Annotated in this window: 19 protein-coding genes and 1 pseudogene; 12 read left to right on the top strand and 8 right to left on the bottom strand. The window is 61.8% G+C overall.

The window, feature by feature from the left end; translation table 11 throughout:
* The first annotated feature begins 161 nt into the window (after nucleotides 1–161).
* From BLO80_RS12985 to BLO80_RS12965, 5 genes are all read left to right on the top strand, one after another.
* Nucleotides 162–1,397 carry a 3-methyl-2-oxobutanoate dehydrogenase (2-methylpropanoyl-transferring) subunit alpha gene (locus BLO80_RS12985; protein WP_092328015.1) on the top strand — a complete coding sequence of 412 codons (1,236 nt, stop codon included), beginning with the start codon at nucleotides 162–164 and terminating at the stop codon, nucleotides 1,395–1,397.
* A gap of 1 nt (nucleotide 1,398) precedes the next feature.
* A complete protein-coding gene (locus BLO80_RS12980) occupies nucleotides 1,399–2,457 on the top strand; it encodes an alpha-ketoacid dehydrogenase subunit beta (protein ID WP_018605866.1) in 1,059 nt (352 codons plus the stop codon).
* Nucleotides 2,458–3,723 carry a dihydrolipoamide acetyltransferase family protein gene (locus BLO80_RS12975; RefSeq protein WP_092328016.1) on the top strand — a complete coding sequence of 422 codons (1,266 nt, stop codon included), beginning with the start codon at nucleotides 2,458–2,460 and terminating at the stop codon, nucleotides 3,721–3,723.
* A gap of 18 nt (nucleotides 3,724–3,741) precedes the next feature.
* The gene (gene lpdA, locus BLO80_RS12970; protein WP_092328018.1) at nucleotides 3,742–5,124 is read left to right on the top strand and encodes a dihydrolipoyl dehydrogenase; all 1,383 of its coding nucleotides are present in this window, start codon (nucleotides 3,742–3,744) and stop codon (nucleotides 5,122–5,124) included.
* 257 nt (nucleotides 5,125–5,381) lie between these two features.
* Nucleotides 5,382–6,401 carry a branched-chain amino acid aminotransferase gene (locus BLO80_RS12965; protein ID WP_092196546.1) on the top strand — a complete coding sequence of 340 codons (1,020 nt, stop codon included), beginning with the start codon at nucleotides 5,382–5,384 and terminating at the stop codon, nucleotides 6,399–6,401.
* A gap of 83 nt (nucleotides 6,402–6,484) precedes the next feature.
* Here BLO80_RS12965 and BLO80_RS12960 read toward each other — a convergent pair whose 3' ends face one another.
* Complete coding sequence (locus BLO80_RS12960) at nucleotides 6,485–7,414, bottom strand: DMT family transporter (protein ID WP_092328019.1); 930 nt, start codon at nucleotides 7,412–7,414, stop codon at nucleotides 6,485–6,487.
* 109 nt (nucleotides 7,415–7,523) lie between these two features.
* Between BLO80_RS12960 and BLO80_RS12955 the strand changes: the two genes are divergently transcribed.
* Nucleotides 7,524–8,318, top strand: coding sequence for an AraC family transcriptional regulator (locus BLO80_RS12955; RefSeq protein ID WP_092328021.1), 795 nt, complete (start codon nucleotides 7,524–7,526; stop codon nucleotides 8,316–8,318).
* Nucleotides 8,319–8,378: 60 nt separating this feature from the next.
* Here BLO80_RS12955 and BLO80_RS12950 read toward each other — a convergent pair whose 3' ends face one another.
* Together BLO80_RS12950 and BLO80_RS12945 are read right to left on the bottom strand one after the other, a co-directional pair.
* Nucleotides 8,379–9,149, bottom strand: a complete 771-nt coding sequence (locus BLO80_RS12950; protein ID WP_092328022.1) for an ArsR/SmtB family transcription factor — start codon at nucleotides 9,147–9,149, stop codon at nucleotides 8,379–8,381.
* A 132-nt stretch (nucleotides 9,150–9,281) separates the two neighbouring features.
* Complete coding sequence (locus BLO80_RS12945; RefSeq protein ID WP_092254046.1) at nucleotides 9,282–9,623, bottom strand: FKBP-type peptidyl-prolyl cis-trans isomerase; 342 nt, start codon at nucleotides 9,621–9,623, stop codon at nucleotides 9,282–9,284.
* A 145-nt stretch (nucleotides 9,624–9,768) separates the two neighbouring features.
* Here BLO80_RS12945 and BLO80_RS12940 point away from each other — a divergent pair, with 145 nt between their 5' ends.
* Both BLO80_RS12940 and BLO80_RS12935 read left to right on the top strand, forming a co-directional pair.
* On the top strand, nucleotides 9,769–10,830 hold the full coding sequence (locus BLO80_RS12940) for a M4 family metallopeptidase (protein ID WP_092328024.1): 1,062 nt from the start codon (nucleotides 9,769–9,771) through the stop codon (nucleotides 10,828–10,830).
* Nucleotides 10,830–11,153, top strand: coding sequence for a protealysin inhibitor emfourin (locus tag BLO80_RS12935; RefSeq protein WP_053122893.1), 324 nt, complete (start codon nucleotides 10,830–10,832; stop codon nucleotides 11,151–11,153). The genes BLO80_RS12940 and BLO80_RS12935 overlap by 1 nt, the downstream gene beginning before the upstream one ends.
* Before the next feature lie 3 nt (nucleotides 11,154–11,156).
* On the opposite strand, the gene BLO80_RS12930 is transcribed toward BLO80_RS12935, so the two are convergent.
* The gene (locus BLO80_RS12930; RefSeq protein WP_092328025.1) at nucleotides 11,157–11,468 is read right to left on the bottom strand and encodes an RcnB family protein; all 312 of its coding nucleotides are present in this window, start codon (nucleotides 11,466–11,468) and stop codon (nucleotides 11,157–11,159) included.
* Nucleotides 11,469–11,718: 250 nt separating this feature from the next.
* Here BLO80_RS12930 and BLO80_RS12925 point away from each other — a divergent pair, with 250 nt between their 5' ends.
* Nucleotides 11,719–12,822, top strand: a complete 1,104-nt coding sequence (locus BLO80_RS12925) for a DNA alkylation repair protein (protein ID WP_092328027.1) — start codon at nucleotides 11,719–11,721, stop codon at nucleotides 12,820–12,822.
* 6 nt (nucleotides 12,823–12,828) lie between these two features.
* Here BLO80_RS12925 and BLO80_RS12920 read toward each other — a convergent pair whose 3' ends face one another.
* Nucleotides 12,829–14,907, bottom strand: a complete 2,079-nt coding sequence (locus BLO80_RS12920; RefSeq protein WP_092328028.1) for a putative bifunctional diguanylate cyclase/phosphodiesterase — start codon at nucleotides 14,905–14,907, stop codon at nucleotides 12,829–12,831.
* A gap of 579 nt (nucleotides 14,908–15,486) precedes the next feature.
* Between BLO80_RS12920 and BLO80_RS12910 the strand changes: the two genes are divergently transcribed.
* Nucleotides 15,487–16,128 carry a DUF1345 domain-containing protein gene (locus BLO80_RS12910; RefSeq protein ID WP_092328030.1) on the top strand — a complete coding sequence of 214 codons (642 nt, stop codon included), beginning with the start codon at nucleotides 15,487–15,489 and terminating at the stop codon, nucleotides 16,126–16,128.
* Nucleotides 16,129–16,183: 55 nt separating this feature from the next.
* On the opposite strand, the gene BLO80_RS12905 is transcribed toward BLO80_RS12910, so the two are convergent.
* Nucleotides 16,184–17,485: an ATP-binding protein gene (locus tag BLO80_RS12905; protein WP_092328031.1), complete on the bottom strand. Its 1,302-nt coding sequence runs from the start codon at nucleotides 17,483–17,485 to the stop codon at nucleotides 16,184–16,186.
* A gap of 4 nt (nucleotides 17,486–17,489) precedes the next feature.
* Nucleotides 17,490–18,191, bottom strand: a complete 702-nt coding sequence (locus tag BLO80_RS12900) for a response regulator (protein WP_072411561.1) — start codon at nucleotides 18,189–18,191, stop codon at nucleotides 17,490–17,492.
* Between the two features lie 303 nt (nucleotides 18,192–18,494).
* On the opposite strand from BLO80_RS12900, the pseudogene BLO80_RS12895 reads away from it, so the two are divergent.
* Both BLO80_RS12895 and BLO80_RS12890 read left to right on the top strand, forming a co-directional pair.
* Nucleotides 18,495–18,827, top strand: a pseudogene (locus tag BLO80_RS12895) (efflux RND transporter periplasmic adaptor subunit); the annotation flags it as partial.
* A 288-nt stretch (nucleotides 18,828–19,115) separates the two neighbouring features.
* On the top strand, nucleotides 19,116–19,577 hold the full coding sequence (locus tag BLO80_RS12890; RefSeq protein WP_092328033.1) for a hypothetical protein: 462 nt from the start codon (nucleotides 19,116–19,118) through the stop codon (nucleotides 19,575–19,577).
* A 50-nt stretch (nucleotides 19,578–19,627) separates the two neighbouring features.
* Here BLO80_RS12890 and BLO80_RS12885 read toward each other — a convergent pair whose 3' ends face one another.
* Complete coding sequence (locus tag BLO80_RS12885; RefSeq protein ID WP_092328034.1) at nucleotides 19,628–22,087, bottom strand: autotransporter outer membrane beta-barrel domain-containing protein; 2,460 nt, start codon at nucleotides 22,085–22,087, stop codon at nucleotides 19,628–19,630.
* Between the last annotated feature and the right edge of the window lie 115 nt (nucleotides 22,088–22,202).

Genomic DNA, 22,202 nt, shown 5'->3' with positions numbered 1-22,202 from the left:
CAGATTTTTTATCTGCAAATGATCTGAACAGCAAGCCAACAGAGAAAAATATTCTTCTTCGCCGAGCCTATGATTGTTGTAGGACAATTTCCCCTACCCGGGGACATTCGTCAGCTAGCGCGCCCACTACAAGAAATTCACAAGATCGAGCGTAGAAAGCCATGAACCCAGCGTATGAACCGCTACGCCTGCACGTCCCCGAACCCTCGGGCCGTCCCGGCTGCAAGACCGACTTTTCCTACCTGCATCTGTCCGATGCCGGCACGGTGCGCAAACCTCCCATCGACGTCGAACCCGCCGACACCGCCGACCTGGCCCGCAGCCTGATCCGCGTGCTCGATGACCAGGGCAATGCCTTGGGCGACTGGGCGGCGGACATTCCCGTCGAGATCCTGCGCAAAGGCATGCGCGCCATGCTCAAGACGCGTATCTACGACAACCGCATGGTGGTCGCCCAGCGCCAGAAAAAAATGTCGTTCTACATGCAAAGCCTTGGCGAGGAAGCCATCGGCAGCGGCCAGGCCCTGGCGCTGAACATCGATGACATGTGCTTTCCCACCTACCGCCAGCAAAGCATCCTGATGGCCCGCGACGTGCCGCTGGTGGGCATGATCTGCCAACTGCTGTCCAATGAGCGCGATCCGCTCAAGGGCCGGCAGTTGCCGATCATGTACTCGGTCAAGGACGCCGGTTTCTTTACCATTTCCGGCAACCTCGCCACGCAATTCATCCAGGGCGTGGGCTGGGGCATGGCCTCGGCGATCAAGGGCGACACCAAGATCGCCTCGGCCTGGATCGGTGACGGCGCCACCGCCGAATCGGACTTCCACACCGCCCTCACCTTCGCCCACGTCTACCGGGCGCCGGTGATCCTCAACGTGGTCAACAACCAATGGGCGATTTCCACCTTCCAGGCCATTGCCGGCGGTGAAGCCACGACGTTCGCCGGACGCGGTGTCGGTTGCGGCATCGCCTCCCTGCGTGTCGATGGCAACGATTTCATGGCGGTCTACGCCGCCTCGCGCTGGGCCGCCGAACGCGCCCGCCGCAACCTCGGCCCGGCCCTGATCGAATGGGTCACTTACCGCGCCGGCCCGCACTCCACCTCGGACGATCCCTCCAAGTACCGCCCCGCCGACGACTGGAGCCACTTCCCGCTGGGCGATCCGATTGCCCGTCTCAAGCAGCACATGGTCAAGATCGGGCAGTGGTCCGAAGAGGAACATGCGGCGGTCAGCGCCGAACTCGAAGCCGAGGTGATCGCTGCGCAGAAGGAAGCCGAACAGTACGGCACCCTCGCCGGGGGGCAGATTCCAAGCGCCGCGACCATGTTCGAAGACGTCTACAAAGAGATGCCGGAGCACTTGAAGCGCCAGCGTCAGCAGTTGGGGATCTGACATGAACGATCACAACAACAATATTGCGTTGGACACCGCCATGACCACTACCACCATGACCATGATCCAAGCCCTGCGCTCGGCCATGGACGTGATGCTCGAGCGCGACGACAACGTCGTGGTGTTCGGCCAGGACGTGGGCTACTTCGGCGGCGTGTTCCGCTGCACCGAAGGCCTGCAGAACAAGTACGGCACTTCGCGGGTGTTTGACGCCCCGATTTCCGAAAGCGGCATCGTTGGCGTGGCCGTCGGAATGGGCGCCTACGGATTGCGGCCGGTGGCCGAGATCCAGTTCGCCGACTACGTCTACCCGGCCTCGGACCAGATCATTTCCGAGGCGGCGCGCCTGCGCTATCGCTCGGCCGGCGAGTTCACCGCGCCGATGACCCTGCGCATGCCCTGCGGCGGCGGCATCTATGGCGGCCAGACCCACAGCCAGAGCATCGAGGCGATGTTCACCCAGGTCTGCGGCCTGCGCACCGTGATGCCCTCCAACCCCTACGACGCCAAGGGCTTGCTGATCGCCTCCATCGAAAACGATGACCCGGTGATCTTCCTCGAACCCAAGCGCCTGTATAACGGCCCGTTCGACGGCCACCACGACCGCCCGGTAACCCCGTGGTCGAAACACCCCTCGGCCCAGGTGCCGGACGGTTACTACACCGTGCCGCTGGACGTCGCCGCCATCACCCGTCCGGGCAAGGACGTGACCGTTCTCACCTATGGCACCACGGTCTACGTTTCCCAAGTGGCGGCCGAAGAAACCGGCATCGACGCCGAAGTCATCGACCTGCGCAGCCTCTGGCCGCTGGACCTTGAAACCATCGTCAAATCCGTGAAGAAGACCGGCCGTTGCGTGGTCGTCCACGAAGCCACCCGCACCTGTGGTTTCGGCGCCGAACTGGTGTCGTTGGTGCAAGAACACTGCTTCCACCACCTGGAAGCGCCCATCGAGCGTGTCACCGGTTGGGACACCCCCTACCCGCATGCGCAGGAGTGGGCGTATTTCCCTGGGCCGTCCCGAGTGGGCGCGGCGTTGAAACGGGTCATGGAGGTCTGAATGGGCACGCACGTTATCAAGATGCCGGACATCGGCGAAGGCATTGCCGAAGTGGAACTGTCGGTGTGGCACGTCAAGGTCGGCGACATGGTGGTCGAAGACCAGGTACTGGCCGATGTCATGACCGACAAGGCAATGGTGGACATCCCTTCGCCGGTGCATGGCCGGGTCATCGCCCTGGGTGGCGAGCCGGGTGAAGTCATGGCGGTGGGCAGCGAACTGATCCGCATTGAAGTCGAGGGTGCGGGTAACTTGAAAGAGTCGGCACAGACGGCACCAGTGGCGACAGCGCAGGCGCCGAAGCCGACGCCAGTGGCCACCCCTGAACCGGTGCTGGAAAAGACCGCCGCCCCTCGCCCGGCGCCGCAAGCCCCGGTGGCCCGCGACCCCGACGAGCGTCCACTGGCCTCGCCGGCCGTGCGCAAACACGCGCTGGACCTGGGCATTCAATTGCGCCTGGTCCAGGGCAGCGGCCCGGCCGGGCGGATCCTGCACGAGGACCTCGAAGCCTATCTGGCCCAGGGGCCGTCGTCCCAGGCCAAGGGCGGTTCGGGTTATGCCGAACGCCACGACGAGCAGCAGATCCCGGTGATCGGCATGCGCCGCAAGATCGCCCAGCGCATGCAGGAAGCGACCCAGCGCGCGGCTCATTTCAGCTACGTCGAGGAAATCGACGTCACAGCCCTGGAAGAGCTGCGGGTTCACTTGAATGAAAAACACGGCGCCAGTCGCGGCAAGCTGACCTTGTTGCCGTTCCTGGTCCGCGCGCTGGTCGTGGCCCTGCGGGACTTTCCGCAGATGAATGCCCGCTACGACGACGAAGCCCAGGTCATCCACCGCTCAGGCGCGGTGCATGTGGGCGTCGCCACCCAGAGCGACGTAGGCTTGATGGTGCCGGTGGTGCGTCACGCCGAAGCCCGTAGCCTATGGGACAGCGCGGCGGAAATCGCCCGCTTGGCCAAAGCAGCGCGCACGGGCAAGGCCAGTCGCGACGAGTTGTCCGGCTCGACCATCACCCTGACCAGCCTCGGTGCCCTCGGCGGCATTGTCAGCACGCCGGTGCTGAACCTGCCGGAAGTGGCGATTGTCGGCGTGAACAAAATCGTCGAGCGGCCCATGGTGATCAAGGGCCAGATCGTGATCCGCAAGATGATGAACCTCTCCAGCTCCTTCGATCACCGGGTGGTCGACGGCATGGACGCGGCGCAATTCATCCAGGCCCTGCGCGGCCTGCTCGAACAACCCGCCACCCTGTTCGTGGACTAATCATCAATGGAGCAGGCAATGCAAACTTTGAACACTACGCTGCTGATCATCGGCGGCGGTCCTGGCGGTTATGTGGCGGCGATCCGCGCCGGCCAGCTGGGTATCCCGACCATCCTGGTGGAAGGCCAGGCGTTGGGCGGGACCTGCCTGAACATCGGCTGCATCCCGTCCAAGGCGTTGATCCATGTGGCCGAGCAGTTCCACCAGACCCGACATCACAGTCAGGGCTCGGCCCTGGGCATCACGGTGGCGGCGCCAACGCTGGACATCGGCAAGAGCGTGGAATGGAAGGACGGCATCGTCGATCGCCTGACCACCGGCGTCGCGGCATTGCTGAAAAAGCACAAGGTCCAGGTCATTCATGGCTGGGCCAAGGCGATCGATGGCAAGACGGTCGAGGTCGGTGACACCCGCATCCAATGCGAACACCTGCTGCTCGCCACCGGTTCGAAAAGCGTCAACCTGCCGATGCTGCCACTGGGCGGGCCGATCATTTCCTCCACCGAAGCCCTCGCCCCCACCTCGGTGCCCAAGCACCTGGCGGTGGTCGGCGGCGGCTACATCGGCCTGGAGTTGGGCATCGCCTATCGCAAGCTCGGCGCCGAGGTCAGCGTGGTCGAGGCCCAGGAGCGGATCCTGCCAGCTTACGACGGCGAGTTGACGCAGCCGGTGCACGAGGCGCTCAAGCAACTGGGCGTGAAGCTGTACCTCAAGCACAGCGTCGAAGGGTTCGATGCCCAGGCCAGCACCTTGCAAGTGCGTGATCCCAATGGCGACACGCTGAACCTGGACACCGACCGGGTGCTGGTGGCGGTCGGGCGCAAACCCAACACCCAGGGCTGGAACCTTGAAGCGCTGGACCTGGCGATGAACGGTTCGGCGGTGAACATCGACAGCCGTTGCCAGACCAGCATGCGCAACGTCTGGGCCATCGGCGACCTGAGCGGCGAACCGATGCTCGCCCACCGGGCCATGGCCCAGGGCGAAATGGTCGCCGAACTGATCGCCGGCCAGCATCGGGAATTCAACCCGACCGCCATCGCCGCGGTGTGCTTCACCGACCCGGAACTGGTGGTGGTCGGCAAGACGCCGGACGAGGCCAAGGCTGCCGGGCTGGACTGCCTGGTTTCCAGCTTCCCGTTCGCCGCCAACGGCCGGGCCATGACCCTGGAATCGAAAAGCGGTTTCGTCCGGGTCGTGGCGCGCCGGGACAATCACCTGATCGTCGGCTGGCAAGCGGTCGGCGTCGGCGTATCGGAGCTGTCCACGGCATTCGGCCAGTCCCTGGAAATGGGGGCGCGCCTGGAGGACATCGCCGGCACCATCCACGCCCATCCGACGCTGGGCGAGGCTGTGCAGGAAGCGGCGTTGCGGGCGTTGGGGCATGCGTTGCATCTGTGATTCAGGGGAATTGATGGTGTGAGCGAGGGCCCTATCGCGAGCAAGCTCGCTCCCACAGGTGATATCGGTCGTTCATGGGAACACAATCCCATGTGGGAGCGAGCTTGCTCGCGATTTTCAAGAACACCATCATTTATCTGTCTGCACCTTGTCGAGCGGGCTGCGAAACAGCCCCGGAATGAAGTATTGTTGTCCCCATCCAAAAAACGTCAGAAGCCTTGAACCGTTTCGACGGTTGTTAAGTAATAGAGGGTGTCATGGGTAACGAGAGCATCAATTGGGACAAACTGGGCTTTGACTACATCAAGACCGACAAGCGCTACCTGTCGCACTGGCGCGATGGCGCCTGGGACGCGGGCACCCTGACCGACGACAACGTGCTGCACATCAGCGAGGGCTCCACCGCCCTGCACTACGGTCAGCAGTGCTTCGAAGGCCTGAAGGCCTATCGCTGCAAGGACGGTTCGATCAACCTGTTCCGCCCGGACCAGAACGCCGCCCGCATGCAGCGCAGCTGCGCCCGCCTGCTGATGCCGCAGGTCGAGACCGAGCAGTTCGTCGAAGCCTGCAAGCAAGTGGTCCGCGCCAACGAGCGCTTCATCCCGCCGTATGGCACCGGCGGCGCGCTGTACCTGCGCCCGTTCGTGATCGGCGTGGGGGACAACATCGGCGTGCGCACCGCACCCGAGTTCATCTTCTCTATTTTCTGCATCCCGGTCGGCGCCTACTTCAAGGGCGGCCTGACCCCGCACAACTTCCTGATCTCCAGCTTCGACCGCGCCGCCCCGCAAGGCACCGGCGCGGCCAAGGTCGGTGGCAACTATGCCGCCAGCCTGATGCCCGGCTCCCAGGCCAAGAAAGCCAGTTTCGCCGACTGCATCTACCTGGACCCGATGACCCATTCGAAAATCGAGGAAGTCGGCTCGGCCAACTTCTTCGGCATCACCCACGACGACAAATTCGTCACCCCCAAATCCCCTTCGGTCCTGCCGGGTATCACTCGCCTGTCGTTGATCGAACTGGCCAAATCGCGTCTGGGCCTGGAAGTGATCGAAGGCGACGTGTTCATCGACAAGCTGTCGGACTTCAAGGAAGCCGGTGCCTGTGGTACTGCGGCGGTGATCACACCGATTGGCGGCATCAGCTACAAGGACAAGCTGCACGTGTTCCACAGTGAAACCGAAGTCGGCCCGATCACCCAGAAGCTCTACAAAGAACTGACCGGCGTGCAGACCGGCGACGTGGAAGCGCCGGCGGGTTGGATCGTCAAGGTTTGACCTAAGCACCCGCCTGCTCAGTGCCTGCATGAAAAAGCCCACCCCTGCCTCGGCAAGGGTGGGCTTTTTACTGGCTGCTTCGGCTACCCCCGACGCAGTACCAACCACCGCCCCCAACGCTGGCGAAACCAGCCGTAACCGCTGACCAGCAAGATCCCGCCCAGCACCAGAACCGCGCCAACGATAAAGTTCGCCTCCAGCGGCTCATCCAGCAACCAGACACCAAAACCGATGCCAAACAGCGGCGTCATGAACGACAGCACGCCCAACTGCGAAGCCAGGTAGTGGCGCAGCAGCGAGAACCAGATCAGGAAACTGGCGAAGGACACCAGCAACACCTGGAACGCCAGGCTGGCAATGAGTTGCGGCGTGGGGTTGATCGTCGTTTGCGCCAACGCCACCGACATCCCGATCAGCAGCACCCCGGCGCCGACCAATTGATACAGCAGCGTCTGGCTGGCGGGCAGGTTCGTCAATCGCGAACAACGGACGGTCACCGTAGTCGCGCCCCACAGCGCACCGGCCAACAACCCCAAGCCGTCACCGAGCAATGAACTGCCGTTCGCCGCCCCCGAGCCGCCACTGAAGGCCACTACGATTCCGGCGAATGCGACGGCGATGCCCAACCATTGCGCCGGCTTGAGGCGTTCGCTCGGCAGTTTCCAGTGCAAGCCGAGGGCGGCGAACATCGGGGCGGTGTACAGGAAAATCACCATGTGCGAAGCCGTCGTATGACGCAGGCCTTCGCCCACCATCACAAACTCCAGGGCAAACAACAACCCCACCAACAGGCCAGGACGCCAACTGCCATCGGCCAGGGACAGGCGTTCACCCCGCGCCAGCACCAACAGCCAGACCAGTACCGCGGCGATGGCCGAGCGCACGCCCAGTTGCAGCATCGGCGCCATGTCGGCGGCGCTGGCCTTGATCGCGACTTGCTGGAAACCCCAGATGGCACAGAGTCCAGTCATCAGGGCACTGACCTGGCCATCCAGGGCGCGGCGGGTGGTCATGGCAAAGGTCCTTGGGCAGAAATGGATGAAAGGATTGTCTGCCTGACACCTTTGCTGGATATAGTGATTACCCGACAAGCCATCCCGGTAATCCGCCATTGCGGTCGATATGCAGCCTCCAGCCCAACATCTGAAAATGCCTCCGTTCGACGCGGCCCTGCCCTCGCCGATTTTCTTTCGCAGCGCCTGCATGCCGGCCCACGCCACTTACCCTCGGCATCGGCATGCCTGGGGCGAGTTCGTCTATTCCTACAGCGGTGTGATGGAAATCGAGATCGCCCAGCACCACTACCTGGCGCCACCGCAGTACGGCATCTGGCTGCCGCCGGACATGGAACACGTTGGGTTCAATCGGCATGAGGCCTGTCATTGCTCGTTGTACCTGGCGGCCGAACTGTGCGCTGCGCTGCCGGCCGTACCCTGCGCGCTGACCTTGAGCCCACTGATCCGCGCATTGCTGGAAGAGCTGCGCTGCTACCCGCCGAGCCAACCGCAGACACCCGAGCAGCAGCGCTTGTTGCAGGTGCTGGTGGACAAGCTGACTCAGGCGCCCCAGGCCGGTAGCTACCTGCCCTTCTCGGATGATCCACTGCTGGGCCCCGTATTGCGGGCCCTGGAGGCGAATCCCAGCGACCCGCGCTCCTTGCCGCAACTGGCCCGCGCCGCCAACACCACCGAACGCACGCTGATGCGCCGGGCCCAGCGGGACCTGGGCATGTCTCTGGTGGAATGGCGCCAGCGCCTGAAAGTCATCGAGGCCCTGGCCCTGCTCGAGCGTGGCCAGAGCGTGGAAACCATTGGCCTGGACCTGGGCTACAGCAGCGCCTCGGCGTTCATCAGCATGTTTCGCAAAATGATGGGGACGACGCCGGATGAGTATCGGCGCCAACATATGACCGGATAGCGAGGGGGCTGCTGATACTGCTATCGCGAGCAAGCTCGCTCCCACAAGGTTATCCGTTGTCTACAGATCCTGCGCTTGCCGCAGGTCCATGGTGGGAGCGAGCTTGCTCGCGATGGCGATGGCGGGCTCGACATCCCTCTCTGCACTGACCCCGAACCGCCCCGCCAGCTCCCGACGACCAATGGCCGTCACGCCCAGCGCCCGGCTATCCAGGTCCTGGATCACCCACTTGCGCTTGATCGCCACTTGCAGCAACGCCGCTCCCAGGGCCCCGCCCAAGTGCGGACGGCGCATACTCCAGTCCAGGCAGGGGCACGCGAATCGGCGTCGTTGCGCGGCGACGACCTGGAGGTCAATGCCCAACCCCTCGAACAGCCCCACACCGGCTTCACTCAACCGATAGCCCTGTTCTGGCACCTCCACCAGCCACCCGGCCTCGATCATCCGATCATGCAGCCGCACCGCCAGGGTGCCGCCCATGTGGTCGTAGCAGGTGCGCGCCCATTGCAAGCGATCCGGAGTACGCGGCGTGAAGGTCGGCGCGGCATTCTGGCCGATCACCATCAGTGCTTCCAGGGCCTGGGCGACACGGGGATCCGCCAGGCTGTAATAGCGGTGCCGGCCCTGGACATGCAGCCGCACCAAGGCCAGGTCCTTGAGTTTCGTCAGGTGGGCGCTGGCGGTCGATGCGCTGACCTCGGCGATGCTCGCCAACTCAGTGCTGGTCCGGGCATGACCGTCCATCAAGGCGCAGAGCATTCGGGTACGGGCCGGCTCGGCAATCGCTGCGGCCACTTGGGACACGCCTACGTCATGACGCTCTGCGTTCATATTTCGCTCCAGGACGAATCAGGCCATGCATCGACTGGAGATAGTAGCAGCACTTTTCCCCTCACGATCAAAGCATCTCGTCATGGACACGTCCCCCTGCTACACGAGCCTGCGGACCGGCTCCTGCATCCTTCAATCGTCCCGGGTCAGCACTTCCAGCAACTCGATTTCAAAGATCAGGTTGGCGTTGGGCTTGATGTGTGCGCCCATGGACCGTTCACCGTAGGCCAGGTGGGCCGGCACCAGCAACTTGCGCTTGCCACCGACTTGCATGCCCATCAGGCCCAGGTCCCAGCCCTTGATGACGCGACCGGTGCCGATCACGCATTGGAAGGGTTTGCCGCGACTGTAGGACGAATCGAATTCGGTGCCGTCTTCGAGGGTGCCGCGGTATTGGGTGGTGATCAGCGCACCTTTGACTACGCTTTTGCCGTCGCCCTGTTGCAGGTCGATGATTTGCAGTTCTTCATTCATGGCGTATCCCTCGTGTGATCCAGGCGCGGGGTTTTCGCAGAAATCAGGCTGCATGGCAAACGTTGTCTGCCACGCATCAGGGAACCGCAACGACCTATTCGGTTCACATGGGTATCGACCCTGCATTTCAGATAAGGATTTTCTGATGATCGACTCTCGTCCGCTCCACGGCTTCATTCCGCCGTACATCCTCAATCGCATCATTGCCCACGGTTCCGAACAGCAACGCTCCAGCGCCCTCGGCACCTTGACCCACGTGCGCAACCTGCGGCACAACCCTGGCCCGCCTAGCTCCCCGCCCGTCGCGGCGGCGCTGCCCAAGCCCGGCAAGGCCGGACACCCGCAACGCAGCGTGCATGACGCCCAGAACAGCATGGAACTGCCCGGCCAGCCGGTACGCCTGGAAGGCCAGCGGGCCAGTGGCGATCCCGCCGTGGACGAGGCCTACGACGCCCTGGGCGCCACCTACGATTTTTTCTGGAAGGTCCTGGGGCGCGATTCCATCGACAACAAAGGCTTCGCCCTGGTGGGCAGCGTGCATTACGGCCAGGGCTATGAAAACGCCTTCTGGAACGGCGCGCAAATGGTGTTCGGCGACGGCGACGGCGAAATCTTCCAGCGCTTCACCCGCTCCCTCGACGTGGTGGCCCACGAACTGGCCCATGGCGTCACCGAAAGCGAAGCCGGATTGATCTATGCCAACCAGTCCGGTGCGTTGAACGAGTCCATCTCCGACGTGTTCGGTGTGCTGGTCAAGCAGTTCGTGCTCGAGCAGACCGCCGACCAGGCCGACTGGCTGATCGGCGCCGACCTGCTCACCGACAAGATCAACGGCGACGGCCTGCGCAGCATGTCCAACCCTGGCAGCGCCTACGATGATCCGCTGCTGGGCAAGGACCCACAACCGGCGCACATGCGCGAATTCGTGATTACCCGTGAAGACAACGGTGGCGTGCACATCAACTCCGGCATTCCCAACCGGGCCTTTTATCTGGTGGCGACCACGCTGGGCGGATTTGCCTGGGAAAAGGCCGGCCGGATCTGGTATGAAACCTTGTGCGACCGAAGACTGGCCAATGACGCGTCCTTCAGCGCCTTCGCCCGCTTGACCGTCGAGCATGCCCGCCAGCGCTTCGGCACGCGGGAAGTGCAAGCGGTACAAAACGGCTGGGCCCAGGTCGGCGTCGACTTGACACAGGAGAGCTGATGAAAACCCTTCCAGACCTCGACGACAAAGCCGTGGTACGGCTGTCGCGCCAGGGCGGCGTGGCCGCCATCCATGCGTTGACCCGGCCACGGGAAATCGAGTTCGCCCAGTGCGACCTCGACCAGCGCACACGCATCTGTTCAGTCCTGGAGGGCTGCCTGCCGCTGACCTCCTCCACGCCCGGGCGCGGCGACCAGCGGTTTTTCCAGATCGAGGTGCGTTATCGCGCCAACGACCAGGACGACGAGATGGTGCTGCAGGTGCCCGAGGACCGGGCACCCGGCGAGTTGGTTCACCTATGGGACAAAGGCGAAGTGCTCTGAAGATTAACGTGTGGCCGGTACGATCTTGACGATCGCGCCGGACACGGTTTCGATCAGCAGGTACTTGTCGTCGATCTGCACCCATTGCTGCTCGCTTGTCGGCTGTTCCAGCTTCTTCTGCTTCCAGTCTTTCATGGCCCTGTCCGCGCGCTGGTAGTCCGCCGGTACCCGGTCGTTCTCCACCAGCCTGCGGCCATTGCTCGGCGAATGCTCCAGGGCGTCTCCGGTTTTCTCGACCGCTTGCGCAACAGGCCCAAGGGTTGTTCCAAGGCTGGCAATCAGGACCAGGCTGGCGATCAGGGTGGGTTTGCGCATAGAAAAAACTCCAGTTATTCGAGGGACTGAATCTGGGACTTCGCGAGCGGCAAATCATTCCTTAATTCATGGAAACTGTACCCGTGGCGAGGGAGCTTGCTCCCGCTTGGCTGCGCAGCCGCCCCAATCCAGGCGACGTGGTCATTCAATGATACGGCATTCACGGGGGTTACGACTGCTGCGCAGCCAAGCGGGAGCAAGCTCCCTCGCCACGGGATATAGTGACAGACCCTGCACGACGGACCCTGCCATGACGACCCCGACCACTGCCTCCCCTGCCCTCAAGGAAATCTTCAACAGCGCCCGCCTGGAACACATCGCCAGCGAAATGCGCGCGGTGTATCCGGCCTTCGACGCCAAGGCGTTCTTGCGCATGGCCAACGACGGGCTGGCCGAGTTGTCGGTGATGCAGCGCATGGCCCGGGTCAGCGAGTGCCTGCACGCCGTGCTGCCCCTCGATTATGAAGCGTCGCTGGAGGTGCTGCGCGCCCTGGCCCCGCGTCTGAACAGCATGTTTGTCAGCATGTTCCTGCCGCACTACGTGGCGTCTTACGGCCGCAATCACTTCGACATGTCGTTGGACGCGCTCCAGTATTTCACTCGGTTCGGCTCGTCGGAGTTCGCCGTGCGGCACTTCTTGCGGGACGACCTGGAGCGCACCCTCAAGGTCATGCACGGCTGGGCCCTGGACGCCAACGAGCACGTGCGCCGCCTGGCCAGCGAAGGTAGTCGGCCACGCCTGCCGTGGTCGTTTCACCTGGAACCGATCCAGGCCAACCCCGACCTGGCCGCCGCGATCCTCGACACGCTCAAGGCCGACGACAGCCTTTATGTGCGCAAATCCGTGGCCAACCACCTCAACGACGTCACCAAGCAGCATCCCGACTGGGTGCTGGACCAGATCGAAGGCTGGCCATTACAAGACCGCCACACCGCGTGGATTGCCCGGCATGCGCTGCGTAGCTTGATCAAACAAGGTAACCCGAGGGCGCTGGGAGTCATCGGCGCCGGCGGCAAGGCGCAGGTCCAGGTGCTGGATTTGCAGGTGACGCCGGCGGTGATTCGCTTGGGAGAACAGGTCACGCTGTCCTTCACGGTTCAATCAACCCTCGGGCAGAGCCAGCGCCTGGTGATCGACTACGCCGTCGACTACGTGAAAGCCTCGGGCGGCACCTCGGCCAAGGTCTTCAAACTCAAGACCTTCGACCTGCCCGCCCAGGGTCGCGTCAACCTCAGCCGTTCGCAACATATTCGCGAGCTGACCACCCGCAAACACTACGCGGGCCGACATGCCGTGCACCTGCTGGTCAACGGCGAGCGGCTGGGCAGCACGGCGTTCGATATCGTCTCCTGAGGGGGGTCAGGCTATCGCCATGGTTTTCGCCTGGCGAATGTCCTGCAGGAAACGCTCGGCCGGCAGCGGATGGCCCAACAGATAGCCCTGCAGCGAATCGCAACCCAACTGGGTCAGGAAGTCTTGTTGCATGTCGGTCTCCACGCCTTCTGCGACGATCCGCAGGCCCAGGGCCTGGCCGAGGGCAACGATGGCCGAGACGATGGCCGCGTCATCGCTGTCGTGCTCCAGGTCCCGCACAAAGCCGCGATCGATCTTCAGCTCGTTGGCCGGCAGGCGCTTGAGGTACATCAGGCTCGAATAGCCGGTGCCGAAGTCGTCGATGGACAAATCCACGCCCATGTCCGAGAGCAGCTGCAACACCGTCATGCTCGCGTCCGCATCGCTCATGGCGGTGGTTTCGGTGATTTCCAGAGTCAGGCTGTTGGCCGGCAGCTTGTGCGTTTCCAACGCCTTGGCCACGCTCTGCACCAAACCGGTGTGGCAGAACTGCAAGGCCGAGAGGTTCACCGCGATGCGCCAGTCGGTATAACCGAGCACGTACCATTCGCGCATCTGCCGGCAGGCTTCGTTCAACACCCATTCGCCGATAGGAATGATCAACCCGGTCTTTTCCGCCAGGTCGATGAACGTGTCGGGCATCAACAGGCCTTGGGTCGGGTGGGTCCAGCGCAACAAGGCTTCGGCCCCGACCGGACGGCCATTGGCCGCGTCGAACTTGGGCTGGTAATGCAGGCTGAACTGTCGCTGTTCGACGGCCATGCGCAAGTCTTGCAACAGCTGCAATTGCTTGCGGGCGTTGCTGTTCATCGAGGCGTCGAAAAAACTGTAGCCGTTTTTGCCGGCGCCCTTGGCGTGGTACATCGCCGCATCGGCGTTCATCAGCAGCTCTTCAGCGCTCTGGCCGTTGCCAGGATAAAGGGCGATGCCGACGCTGGCGGAGATCTGCAAGTCATGCTCAGACACCCGGAACGTGCGCCCGATCAAGCCGACCTGGCGTGCCGCCAGTCGCAGGGCATCGTCGGGCTCGGCCAGTTGCACCAGCAGCACGAACTCATCACCACCGATCCGCGCCAGGGTGTCCTGGCTGCGCAGGTCTTCGCGCAAGCGCAGGGCCACGTCCCGCAGCAACAAATCGCCCATGTGGTGACCAAAGGCATCGTTGACCGGCTTGAAACCATCGAGGTCGATGAACATCAAGGCGAAGCAGCCGCCCTGCTCTTGCACCCGATGCATGGCTTGGTCGATCCGGTCGGCCAGCAGCACACGGTTGGGCAGCCCGGTGAGGGGATCGTGAAGGGCCAACTGCGTCAGCTCCCGGTTGGCCCGGGTCAGGGATTGGGCCAGCTCGGCGGTGCGGGCTTCCAGGCGTGCATCGAGAATCGACGTCAGCAAGGCAATGGCCAACACCGCCAGGGTGGTGATCAACACCAGATTGTCCAGGCCCTTGCCGCTCAAGCCGTCCAGAGAACCACAGAAACTGCCCTCGCTGAACCGCGCCCCGGCCATGCCGGTGTAATGCATGCCGACGATGGCGATGCCCATGACCACTGCGGCGCCCGCACGAGCCAGACGCACGTGGGGGCTGTTCTGGCGCAGGCGAAAGGCAATCCACAGCGCCGCCGCCGACGCGCCGACAGCAATCACCAACGAAGCCCCGAACAGCGTCGGGTCGTAATCGATGCCCGGCTGCATCCGCAGCGCGGCCATGCCGGTGTAATGCATGGCGCTGATCCCGGCGCCCATGATCAGCGCACCGAAGGCCAACTGCCACGCCGGCAATCGCGGCTGGCTGACCAGCCACAGGGCAAAACCGCTGGAAAGAATGGCGGTCAGCAGCGACAGCGCGGTGATCGAGACATCGTAGCCAAGCTCAACCGGCAAGGTGAACGCCAGCATGCCGATGAAGTGCATGGACCAGATGCCCACCCCCATCGCCAGCGCGCCCCCGGTCATCCACAAATGCGCGGCACGCCCCTGGGCGGTCGCGATACGCCCGGCCAGATCCAACGCGGTGTAGGAAGCCAGTACGGCAACAAACAAGGAAATCGAAACGAGGGCGGGGGAATAACTGCCGATGAGCATGGTTTTTTCTCGTAACAGAAGAGCCGTACTGCTTCCATGCCTGGTTGGAGGTCGGCGATTGTACTGAATCGTGACAGGGACGCACGAAGCAAATGTCAAAAAGCCATCAACGCTGGAATATTTTCGACGAAAGACACTCCCCCGAGCCGGTTTTTTTTTGCAAGCCATCCATCATGCGTTCACCGCAGCTCCAATGTGGGAGCGGGCTTGCTCGCGAAAGCGGTGGGTCAACTTGCATCAATGTTGATGAGCCGCCGTCATCGCGAGCAAGCTCGCTCCCACAGTGGGATTTGGGCCGGGCGCAGGTTTTAGATTCACTGGAGATCCAGTGTGGGAGCGAGCTTGCTCGCGATAGCGGTGAGTCAGTCTGCACACGGGCCCCGGGCCGTTCAGCTACCATGCCAAGCTGGTCATTCGCAAAGGCTGCAACCCGGACATCGACAGGGAGGGCTCGATGGAGGCGGCGATCCGGCGGATGCAGGAAGCGGGTGTGCAATTGATCGAATCCAGCGCGATAGACAGTCGCCCCTTCGCTTGATGGCTCATACTAGGCGCCTCTTTTCCGGACAGTGAGCCTCCATGCCCTTCCTCGCCCGCACTCACCCGCGCCTTTCCAGCGCCACGGTCCTTGGCCTGGCGGTGGGAATCCTGGCTCCCATAGACTCGATCATTAGCAAAATCCTGATCGGCTGGAATGCCGGGGTCTGGACCTACCTGGTGCTGATGTTCTGGCTGACCGTGCGGGCCAAGGCGCCCGATGTGAAACGCATCGCCGAAATCGAAGATGAAAATGCCGGGCTGGTGCTGCTGACGGTCTGCGTCGCGGCATTGGCCAGCCTGGCGACCATCACCTTCGAGCTGGCCGGCAGCCGCGACCTGCAAGCCGCTGGCAAGCTGTTGCATTATGGCTTCACGGCAATGACCGTGATCGGCTCATGGTTGCTGATCGGGGTGATTTTCAGCGTTCACTACGCACGGCTGTATTACACCTGGGAGGGCAAGGAGCCGGCGCTGCGGTTTGCCGAAGGGCTGACCACACCCAACTATTGGGATTTCCTGTATTTCTCTTTCACCATCGGGGTCGCGGTGCAGACCTCGGATGTGGGGGTTGCCACGCGACAATTGCGCAAGATCGTATTGGCGCAATCGTTGATCGGGTTTGTGTTCAACACGGCGATCCTGGGGTTTTCGATCAATATTGCGGCGGGGTTGTTTGGGTAATGGGCCGTGGGACCGCTTCGCGGTCCAGCGGGAGCAAGCTCCCTCGCCACAGGATTCAGGGTGGTGTTGGCAGCCACAGCCTGAAACGTGCCCCGCCCAGTGGCGAGGCCTCGACGGTGAGTGTGCCGCCCTGGGCTTCCAGGGCCCGGCGGCTAATGGCCAGGCCGAGGCCAAAGCCGCCCGTGGCGCGGTCGCGGCTGCGGTCCAGGCGGTAGAACGGCTCGAACACCCGCTCGCGTTCGCTGTCGGGAATGCCGATGCCGTCGTCGTCGACCCAGATCTCACAGCCTTGATCACCCACCAGCACGCCGATCTGGATGCGCTTTTCGCAATAACGCATGGCATTGCGCAGCAGGTTCTGCAACGCCCGTGCGGTCAGTCGTGGGTCTAGCACGAAACGCTCCAGCGTCCCATGCAACAACACGTCGATCACCACGTCCGGCGCCGCCAGGTCCTCGTCGACGCTGCCCAGGATGCTGTCGATGAACTCGTCCAACGCCACCTCGACCCGTTCGGGCAAACGTTGCGGGTTTTGCAACCGGCTGTAGGACAGCAGCTCCAATACCAACTCATCCAGCTCGCGAATGTGCGCCACCAGCCCTTGCAGACGCTCGCGACTGGGTGCCGGCAGGTCATCGGACAGCGCCAGGGCCAGGCCGAAGTCGAGCCGCGTCAGGGGCGTGCGCAGTTCGTGGGACACGGCGTTGAGCAGATCCCGCTGTTGGTTGAGCAGGTTCTCGATGTCCCCCGCCATCGTGTCGAACACGTGGGCCAGGCTGCCGATGTTCGAACTGGAGGCGATGTGCGTACGCTCCCCCAGATGACCTTTGCCGAAACGCTCGGCGGTGCGCCGCAGGCGTTCCAGGTCGCGCCAGTGAGGCCGCAGCCAGAGCAACAGGCAGGCCAGCATCGTCGCGCCGATCAACACGTTGATGCTCCAGTACAACCAGCTGACATCGGCAGGGTCCGGCGGCACGACCATCTTCACCGCCGTGCGCTCATCCAGCGGTGCCGCCGCCAGGGTTCGCCAGGCCCAGTCGCCAAGGCGAACCACATTCTCGCCACGCTTGAGACGCGCCTGCTCCTCGGCGCTGAAACCGTTGTCATCGATGGCGGCCAGTTGAATGCGCAGCGGGTCGAATTCCTTGTCCATCTGCGCCGCCAGCGTCGGCCACTGTTCGCTGGGCACAGCGCGGAACTGCTTGACCAACAAGGTTTGCAGGCCCCGGGAATAATCGAGGTTGTAGGTCAGGAAACGCTCGTGGAACAGGCGCACCACCAGTTCCGGCATCAGGTAGATCGCCGCGCTGTAGGACACGATGGTGACCAGGTACAGGCGGATCAGCAGCTTCCACATCGTCTCAGCATTCCCACTCGGAACGGCTGAACAGGTAGCCCTTTCCCCACACGGTCTTGATCTTGCGGGCTTCGTCGGCGTTGTCGTCGAACTTGCGCCGTAACTTGGAAATCGCCACGTCCACCGAACGGTCGGTGCCGTTGAATTCGATACCCCGCAGGCGCTGCAGGATCTGGTCGCGGCTCAGCACTTCGCCGGAATGCCGGGCCAGCACCACCAGCAGGTTGTATTCGCCGCTGGACAATTCCACCGCCTGCCCGCGCCAGGTCACCGTGCGCTCGGACAGGTCGATGCACAGGTTGCCTATGAGGATACGATCATTCGCCGACTGCGGCTCGGTGAGGCTGCTGCGGCGCAACAAGGTGCGCACCCGCGCCAGCAACACCCGGGGCTCGCACGGTTTGGTGACGTAGTCGTCGGCACCCATTTCCAGGCCCAGGACCTGGTCGTGACTGTCGTCCCGGGCGGTGAGCATCAGGATCGGCAAGGTCGCGGAGTCGGCCCGCAACAGGCGGCAGACCTGCAGGCCGTCCAGCCCCGGCAGCATCAGGTCGAGAATCACCAGGTCCGGCGGATCGACCCGTGCCCGTTCACGCACATGATCACCACGGCTGAGGACGCTGACCTGATAGCCGTTGCGCTCCAGGTAACTGGCGATCAGTTCAGAGAGTGCGGCGTCGTCTTCCACCAGGAGAATGTTGGGCATAGGTGTTTCCAGAAAAGTGCTGTGGCGCCGGCAATGCCGCTATCGCGAGCAAGCTCGCTCCCACAAGGGTCTTGGGAACGACACAAAACCACTGTGGGAGCGAGCTTGCTCGCGATGGCGGTGTAACAGGCGCAGAAAAATCTCAAGCTGCCAAGGATATACGTCCTCACCCACCCGCGAGCAAACCCCTTACACAATTTCACACACGCCCTACAAAGCTTTACCGCTGTCCCCAACCGCTCTCCGTAGCATGGCGAGGTTCATCATTGGGGAAGCACCACGCCAAAGAACTCTTTCGCCACCCTGGGCCTGTTGCTCGGGGTACTGTCGTTGAGCGCCTGCGACAAGGCCTCGCCGCCGCCACGCATCGCCGAAGTCCGCGCACGGGTGCCCGGCGTGGTGTTTGCAACGGCTCTACCGCGAAGGCCGCGACGTGAAAAAGGGCGACGTGCTGTTCCGCATCGATCCGGCGCCGTTCAAGGCCGACCTGGACAGCGCGAGGCGGCGTTGCGCAAGGCCGAGGCCAACGCGTTCCAGACGCGCTTGCAGGCGCAGCGCTACGTCCAGTTGATCGAGGACAATGCCATCAGCGCCCAGGACTACGACAACGCCCGCGCCGCCGCACGCCAGACCGCCAGACCGCCAGACCGCCAGACCGCCGACGATGTTGCCGCCATGCCACGCTGATGCGGAAGTCGACCGCAATCAGGCCAATGCCCTGGGGTGTCTGATGTCGGCAACGTGCACACTTGGAAGAACGCGCGATGCGGCGTCATGCGGTGAGACAAATCCACAAAAACAGCAGCTTGTAAACTGTTATAGGTGACAGTTTACAAGCTCTGGCCTACGGGCTTTCATGGTTCATCCAGAATCACGGCTCACAGAGTCGCTGGGTATCTCAATTCCAGCACGGAGATCGAATCCATGAATGCTGTCATCAATCAATTGAGTTTTGCCAAAGGCAATTATGTCACTGCGTCAGCTTTCTCAAACCATGACAAGGAGTTCCCTGAGTTTGCTGCCACTTCGCGACTGATTGAAAAGAAAAAAGCGGGAGTCAAACAAACAGAAACCGTAGTGATTACGGCAGTTGATCGGGAAGAAAAACAGACAAGGGCATCGATTACATCCAAACGTGAACTCATTATCAGCATTCCGGCCGATTATGAACCCGGCAGCTATGAGCTGAAAACACGTGATGATGTGAGCTTTAGCCTCAGAGAATCCGACAAGACTATCTATGAAGGTGTTTCAGGTACGATTGACCTGGTACCGGCGCCGGAGGGGAATATCAAAGGGAAATTCAATGTCAATCTCGAGCTGCCGGATACCAATGGAGAAACCTTCATCCTGAAGGGCCAGTTCCAAGTGCTCAAGGCCAGATAATCCGCTCTGGCGGTATAAAAAGGGAAGCCAGAGCTTCCCTTTTATTTTGTTCAGAACGCGTAGTGCGCTCCAAAATTGAAGCCGAAGTCCTTGGTCAGATTGTCACCTTTGCTGGTGTCGAGTTCAGCATGAACCTGCCAACGATCACTCAATGTCCAAGAGGCCCCCGCGGCCACTTCGAAGCGGGTACCGGAAAGGTCGTTGTTGAACTTGTTATTGTTGACTTGAACTTCGTTGTGCTTGGCAAACTCCTGAACCACCGCCGTGCGAATATGCGGTTGCAATACGCTGCCATCGTCCAGAGTCATGCCTCGCCCGACGGTCACACCCACCTTGCCAAGCATGGAGCGCGTCGTGTCGGCGTCAGCCTTCAACCCATTGTCCAGGTTGAAATCCTTACCCTGTACCGTCGCTACTTGCCATTGCGTGAACGGCTCCACGTAGTAGCCATCCTTGATGTCGATGTGCTTGCCAAACTCAACGGACGCACTGGCCCCCAGGTTGTTATAGCCACCCTTGGTTCTGGTTCCATCACTCATCGTCACTTTGGCATCGTTGCGGAAGTGGTTGAGCTTGGCGACGGTATCCAGATAGTAACCGCTGTCACCCATCCAAGTACCGTACATACCAATAGACGTGCTATCGATTTCCCCGGAACTGCCGCGACTCAAGTCAAGGTTTGACTTGCTGTAACCGGCGAATGCCCCCAGCAGTACCCGTTCACCCGCGATCTCGACCGGCGTATCGACACCCATGGAAATGCCATGCTGGTTCTGGCTGTAACCGTTGCCGTAAGCCTTGTTGGTGATGCTGTATCGGCTGCCGAAGGAACGAATCCATCCACCTGTCTGCCCACCGTTGACGCGAAGATCACCCATGCGATTGTTCAATAACGCCATCTCGCCATAAATGACGGTGGGGGCAGTACCGAATATGGCCATAACCGAACGGGTCGGTGTACTGATGACATCCTTATCGGGTTGCAGATACCAATCATCGCCATTCTTGACCAGGCGATAGGTATACGCCCCAACATCCACCCGATCATTGACAAGGTCATATTGCGCGCCGGATGCGACGCTCTGCACCACCTTGATCGACGCATCATTGACCGGATCAAGCCCTGAGCTTGCAACCAACAATTGATGATTGCCGGTTGCGCTGCCGGTGATGTTCAAAAGATCGCTGATACCCTGATTGAAATCGGTACCGATCTCGAACCGGCCGTTGCCTGCCAGGTTGGCCACGTCCAACTGAAAGTACTCCTGATTGCCCCCCAACCGTACCGTACCACCACTGTTTAGCGTGAGATTGCTTACCGACTGGCTCTCGGTCATCTGCCACAGGGCCTGGTTGCTGATGGCGAAATTGGAGACGTTGTTCACCTTACCGGTCAAGCTGGCACCGTTGTCCAACGTCAGGCTGGAAACGCTGTCGGCAGCGCCTGTCACATCACCGACCATCACGCTCTGGTTGTTGATCGATACGTTGGCAACATCCTGCAAGTTACCCGTGAGCGTGGATGCGTTGTTGACCACCACACTGGAGGCGCCCAGTACATTGCCAGTCATACGGGCCTGATTGTTGAGTGTCACGTTAGTGACGTTCTGCATATCTCCGGTCAAGGAGGCCGCGTTTTGCAGGGTGACGTTGCCAGAACCGCCTGCATCTACCACGATATTGCCCGTCAGTTGACTGTTGTCGACAAGCAAACCAGCCGTAGCACCGTTGCGTACCTCAAGCAAGGTACCGTTACCGCCAACCAGGGTTGAACCGTTACGTACTTCAATGTTGGCCACGGTTGGAAAATTCGGAGCATTGATACCCACGACAATGGCCGAACCGGTGACGCCCTCCACCCGGGTCCCATCCAGCACAATGGAGGTAGGAATGACCGTTGTTGCGCCCGTATCGGTGCCCACGGTTATCCCGTTCAGACCACCCTTGATCGTGCTGCCGCTGGCCGTCAGCGTGCTTTCGAGCAGGCGCATGCCGAAACTGTTGGCGCCCGTGCCTTCCACGGTGGAGTTCTGCAAAGACAGCTCACTAAAGCGGTTCCCGGCGATTCCACCCAACAGTCCTCTCACGACGCTGTTATTACTCAACGTCACCTTGGAGCCGCCAGCACTGTTGACGTCACGCACGGCAGATATCCCGATGCCCGTGGTACTGGTCACATTGGAGTTATTCAAGGTGGCACTGGCATTCGTGAGGAAAATGCCTTGGCTGATTCCGCCTCCTCCGGCGGAATTCACCGTCGAGTCGGTCAGGTTGACCACGCCGCCGTTGGTGCTGGTGATGCCTAAGGTCGTGGCGCCCGTGCCAATCAGTGTCGCTCCGGCTCCAACGCTCCATGTTTCCACTGGGGTATTGGCGTCAATGGTTTCGCTTTGCCCACCGGGAACGACGCCGGCCTGAGCCGATAATGAGTGAGTCAGCAACGGTATGCACAACATGACCGACAGGCTGAGTGAGGTTTTATGAAAGAGAAATGCGGGTCTAGACAACATAATTAAGTCCTGCTCGATGACATTCCATAAGGAACGGATCTCCGACCCACAAATATGTCGGAGCCGGAATAAAAAGCGGCCGCCAGACTAAGGTTTACCCATCCAGTCTTATGTA

Origin of the sequence: Pseudomonas sp. NFACC56-3 (genome assembly GCF_900100025.1) — a bacterium.
Taxonomy (GTDB): Bacteria; Pseudomonadota; Gammaproteobacteria; order Pseudomonadales; family Pseudomonadaceae; genus Aquipseudomonas; species Aquipseudomonas fluorescens_AA.
Note: the sequence above shows the minus strand (reverse complement) of the source record. Positions and strands in the feature narration are given on the sequence as shown.

Excerpts from the sequence above, each read along its gene's own strand:
- BLO80_RS12985 (WP_092328015.1), top strand. The coding sequence starts at position 162 with ATGAACCCAGCGTATGAACCGCTACGCCTGCACGTCCCCGAACCCTCG.
- BLO80_RS12980 (WP_018605866.1), top strand. The coding sequence starts at position 1,399 with ATGAACGATCACAACAACAATATTGCGTTGGACACCGCCATGACCACT.
- BLO80_RS12975 (WP_092328016.1), top strand. The coding sequence starts at position 2,458 with ATGGGCACGCACGTTATCAAGATGCCGGACATCGGCGAAGGCATTGCC.
- lpdA (WP_092328018.1), top strand. The coding sequence starts at position 3,742 with ATGCAAACTTTGAACACTACGCTGCTGATCATCGGCGGCGGTCCTGGC.
- BLO80_RS12965 (WP_092196546.1), top strand. The coding sequence starts at position 5,382 with ATGGGTAACGAGAGCATCAATTGGGACAAACTGGGCTTTGACTACATC.
- BLO80_RS12960 (WP_092328019.1), bottom strand. The coding sequence starts at position 7,414 with ATGACCACCCGCCGCGCCCTGGATGGCCAGGTCAGTGCCCTGATGACT.
- BLO80_RS12955 (WP_092328021.1), top strand. The coding sequence starts at position 7,524 with ATGCAGCCTCCAGCCCAACATCTGAAAATGCCTCCGTTCGACGCGGCC.
- BLO80_RS12950 (WP_092328022.1), bottom strand. The coding sequence starts at position 9,149 with ATGAACGCAGAGCGTCATGACGTAGGCGTGTCCCAAGTGGCCGCAGCG.
- BLO80_RS12945 (WP_092254046.1), bottom strand. The coding sequence starts at position 9,623 with ATGAATGAAGAACTGCAAATCATCGACCTGCAACAGGGCGACGGCAAA.
- BLO80_RS12940 (WP_092328024.1), top strand. The coding sequence starts at position 9,769 with ATGATCGACTCTCGTCCGCTCCACGGCTTCATTCCGCCGTACATCCTC.
- BLO80_RS12935 (WP_053122893.1), top strand. The coding sequence starts at position 10,830 with ATGAAAACCCTTCCAGACCTCGACGACAAAGCCGTGGTACGGCTGTCG.
- BLO80_RS12930 (WP_092328025.1), bottom strand. The coding sequence starts at position 11,468 with ATGCGCAAACCCACCCTGATCGCCAGCCTGGTCCTGATTGCCAGCCTT.
- BLO80_RS12925 (WP_092328027.1), top strand. The coding sequence starts at position 11,719 with ATGACGACCCCGACCACTGCCTCCCCTGCCCTCAAGGAAATCTTCAAC.
- BLO80_RS12920 (WP_092328028.1), bottom strand. The coding sequence starts at position 14,907 with ATGCTCATCGGCAGTTATTCCCCCGCCCTCGTTTCGATTTCCTTGTTT.
- BLO80_RS12910 (WP_092328030.1), top strand. The coding sequence starts at position 15,487 with ATGCCCTTCCTCGCCCGCACTCACCCGCGCCTTTCCAGCGCCACGGTC.
- BLO80_RS12905 (WP_092328031.1), bottom strand. The coding sequence starts at position 17,485 with ATGTGGAAGCTGCTGATCCGCCTGTACCTGGTCACCATCGTGTCCTAC.
- BLO80_RS12900 (WP_072411561.1), bottom strand. The coding sequence starts at position 18,191 with ATGCCCAACATTCTCCTGGTGGAAGACGACGCCGCACTCTCTGAACTG.
- BLO80_RS12890 (WP_092328033.1), top strand. The coding sequence starts at position 19,116 with ATGAATGCTGTCATCAATCAATTGAGTTTTGCCAAAGGCAATTATGTC.
- BLO80_RS12885 (WP_092328034.1), bottom strand. The coding sequence starts at position 22,087 with ATGTTGTCTAGACCCGCATTTCTCTTTCATAAAACCTCACTCAGCCTG.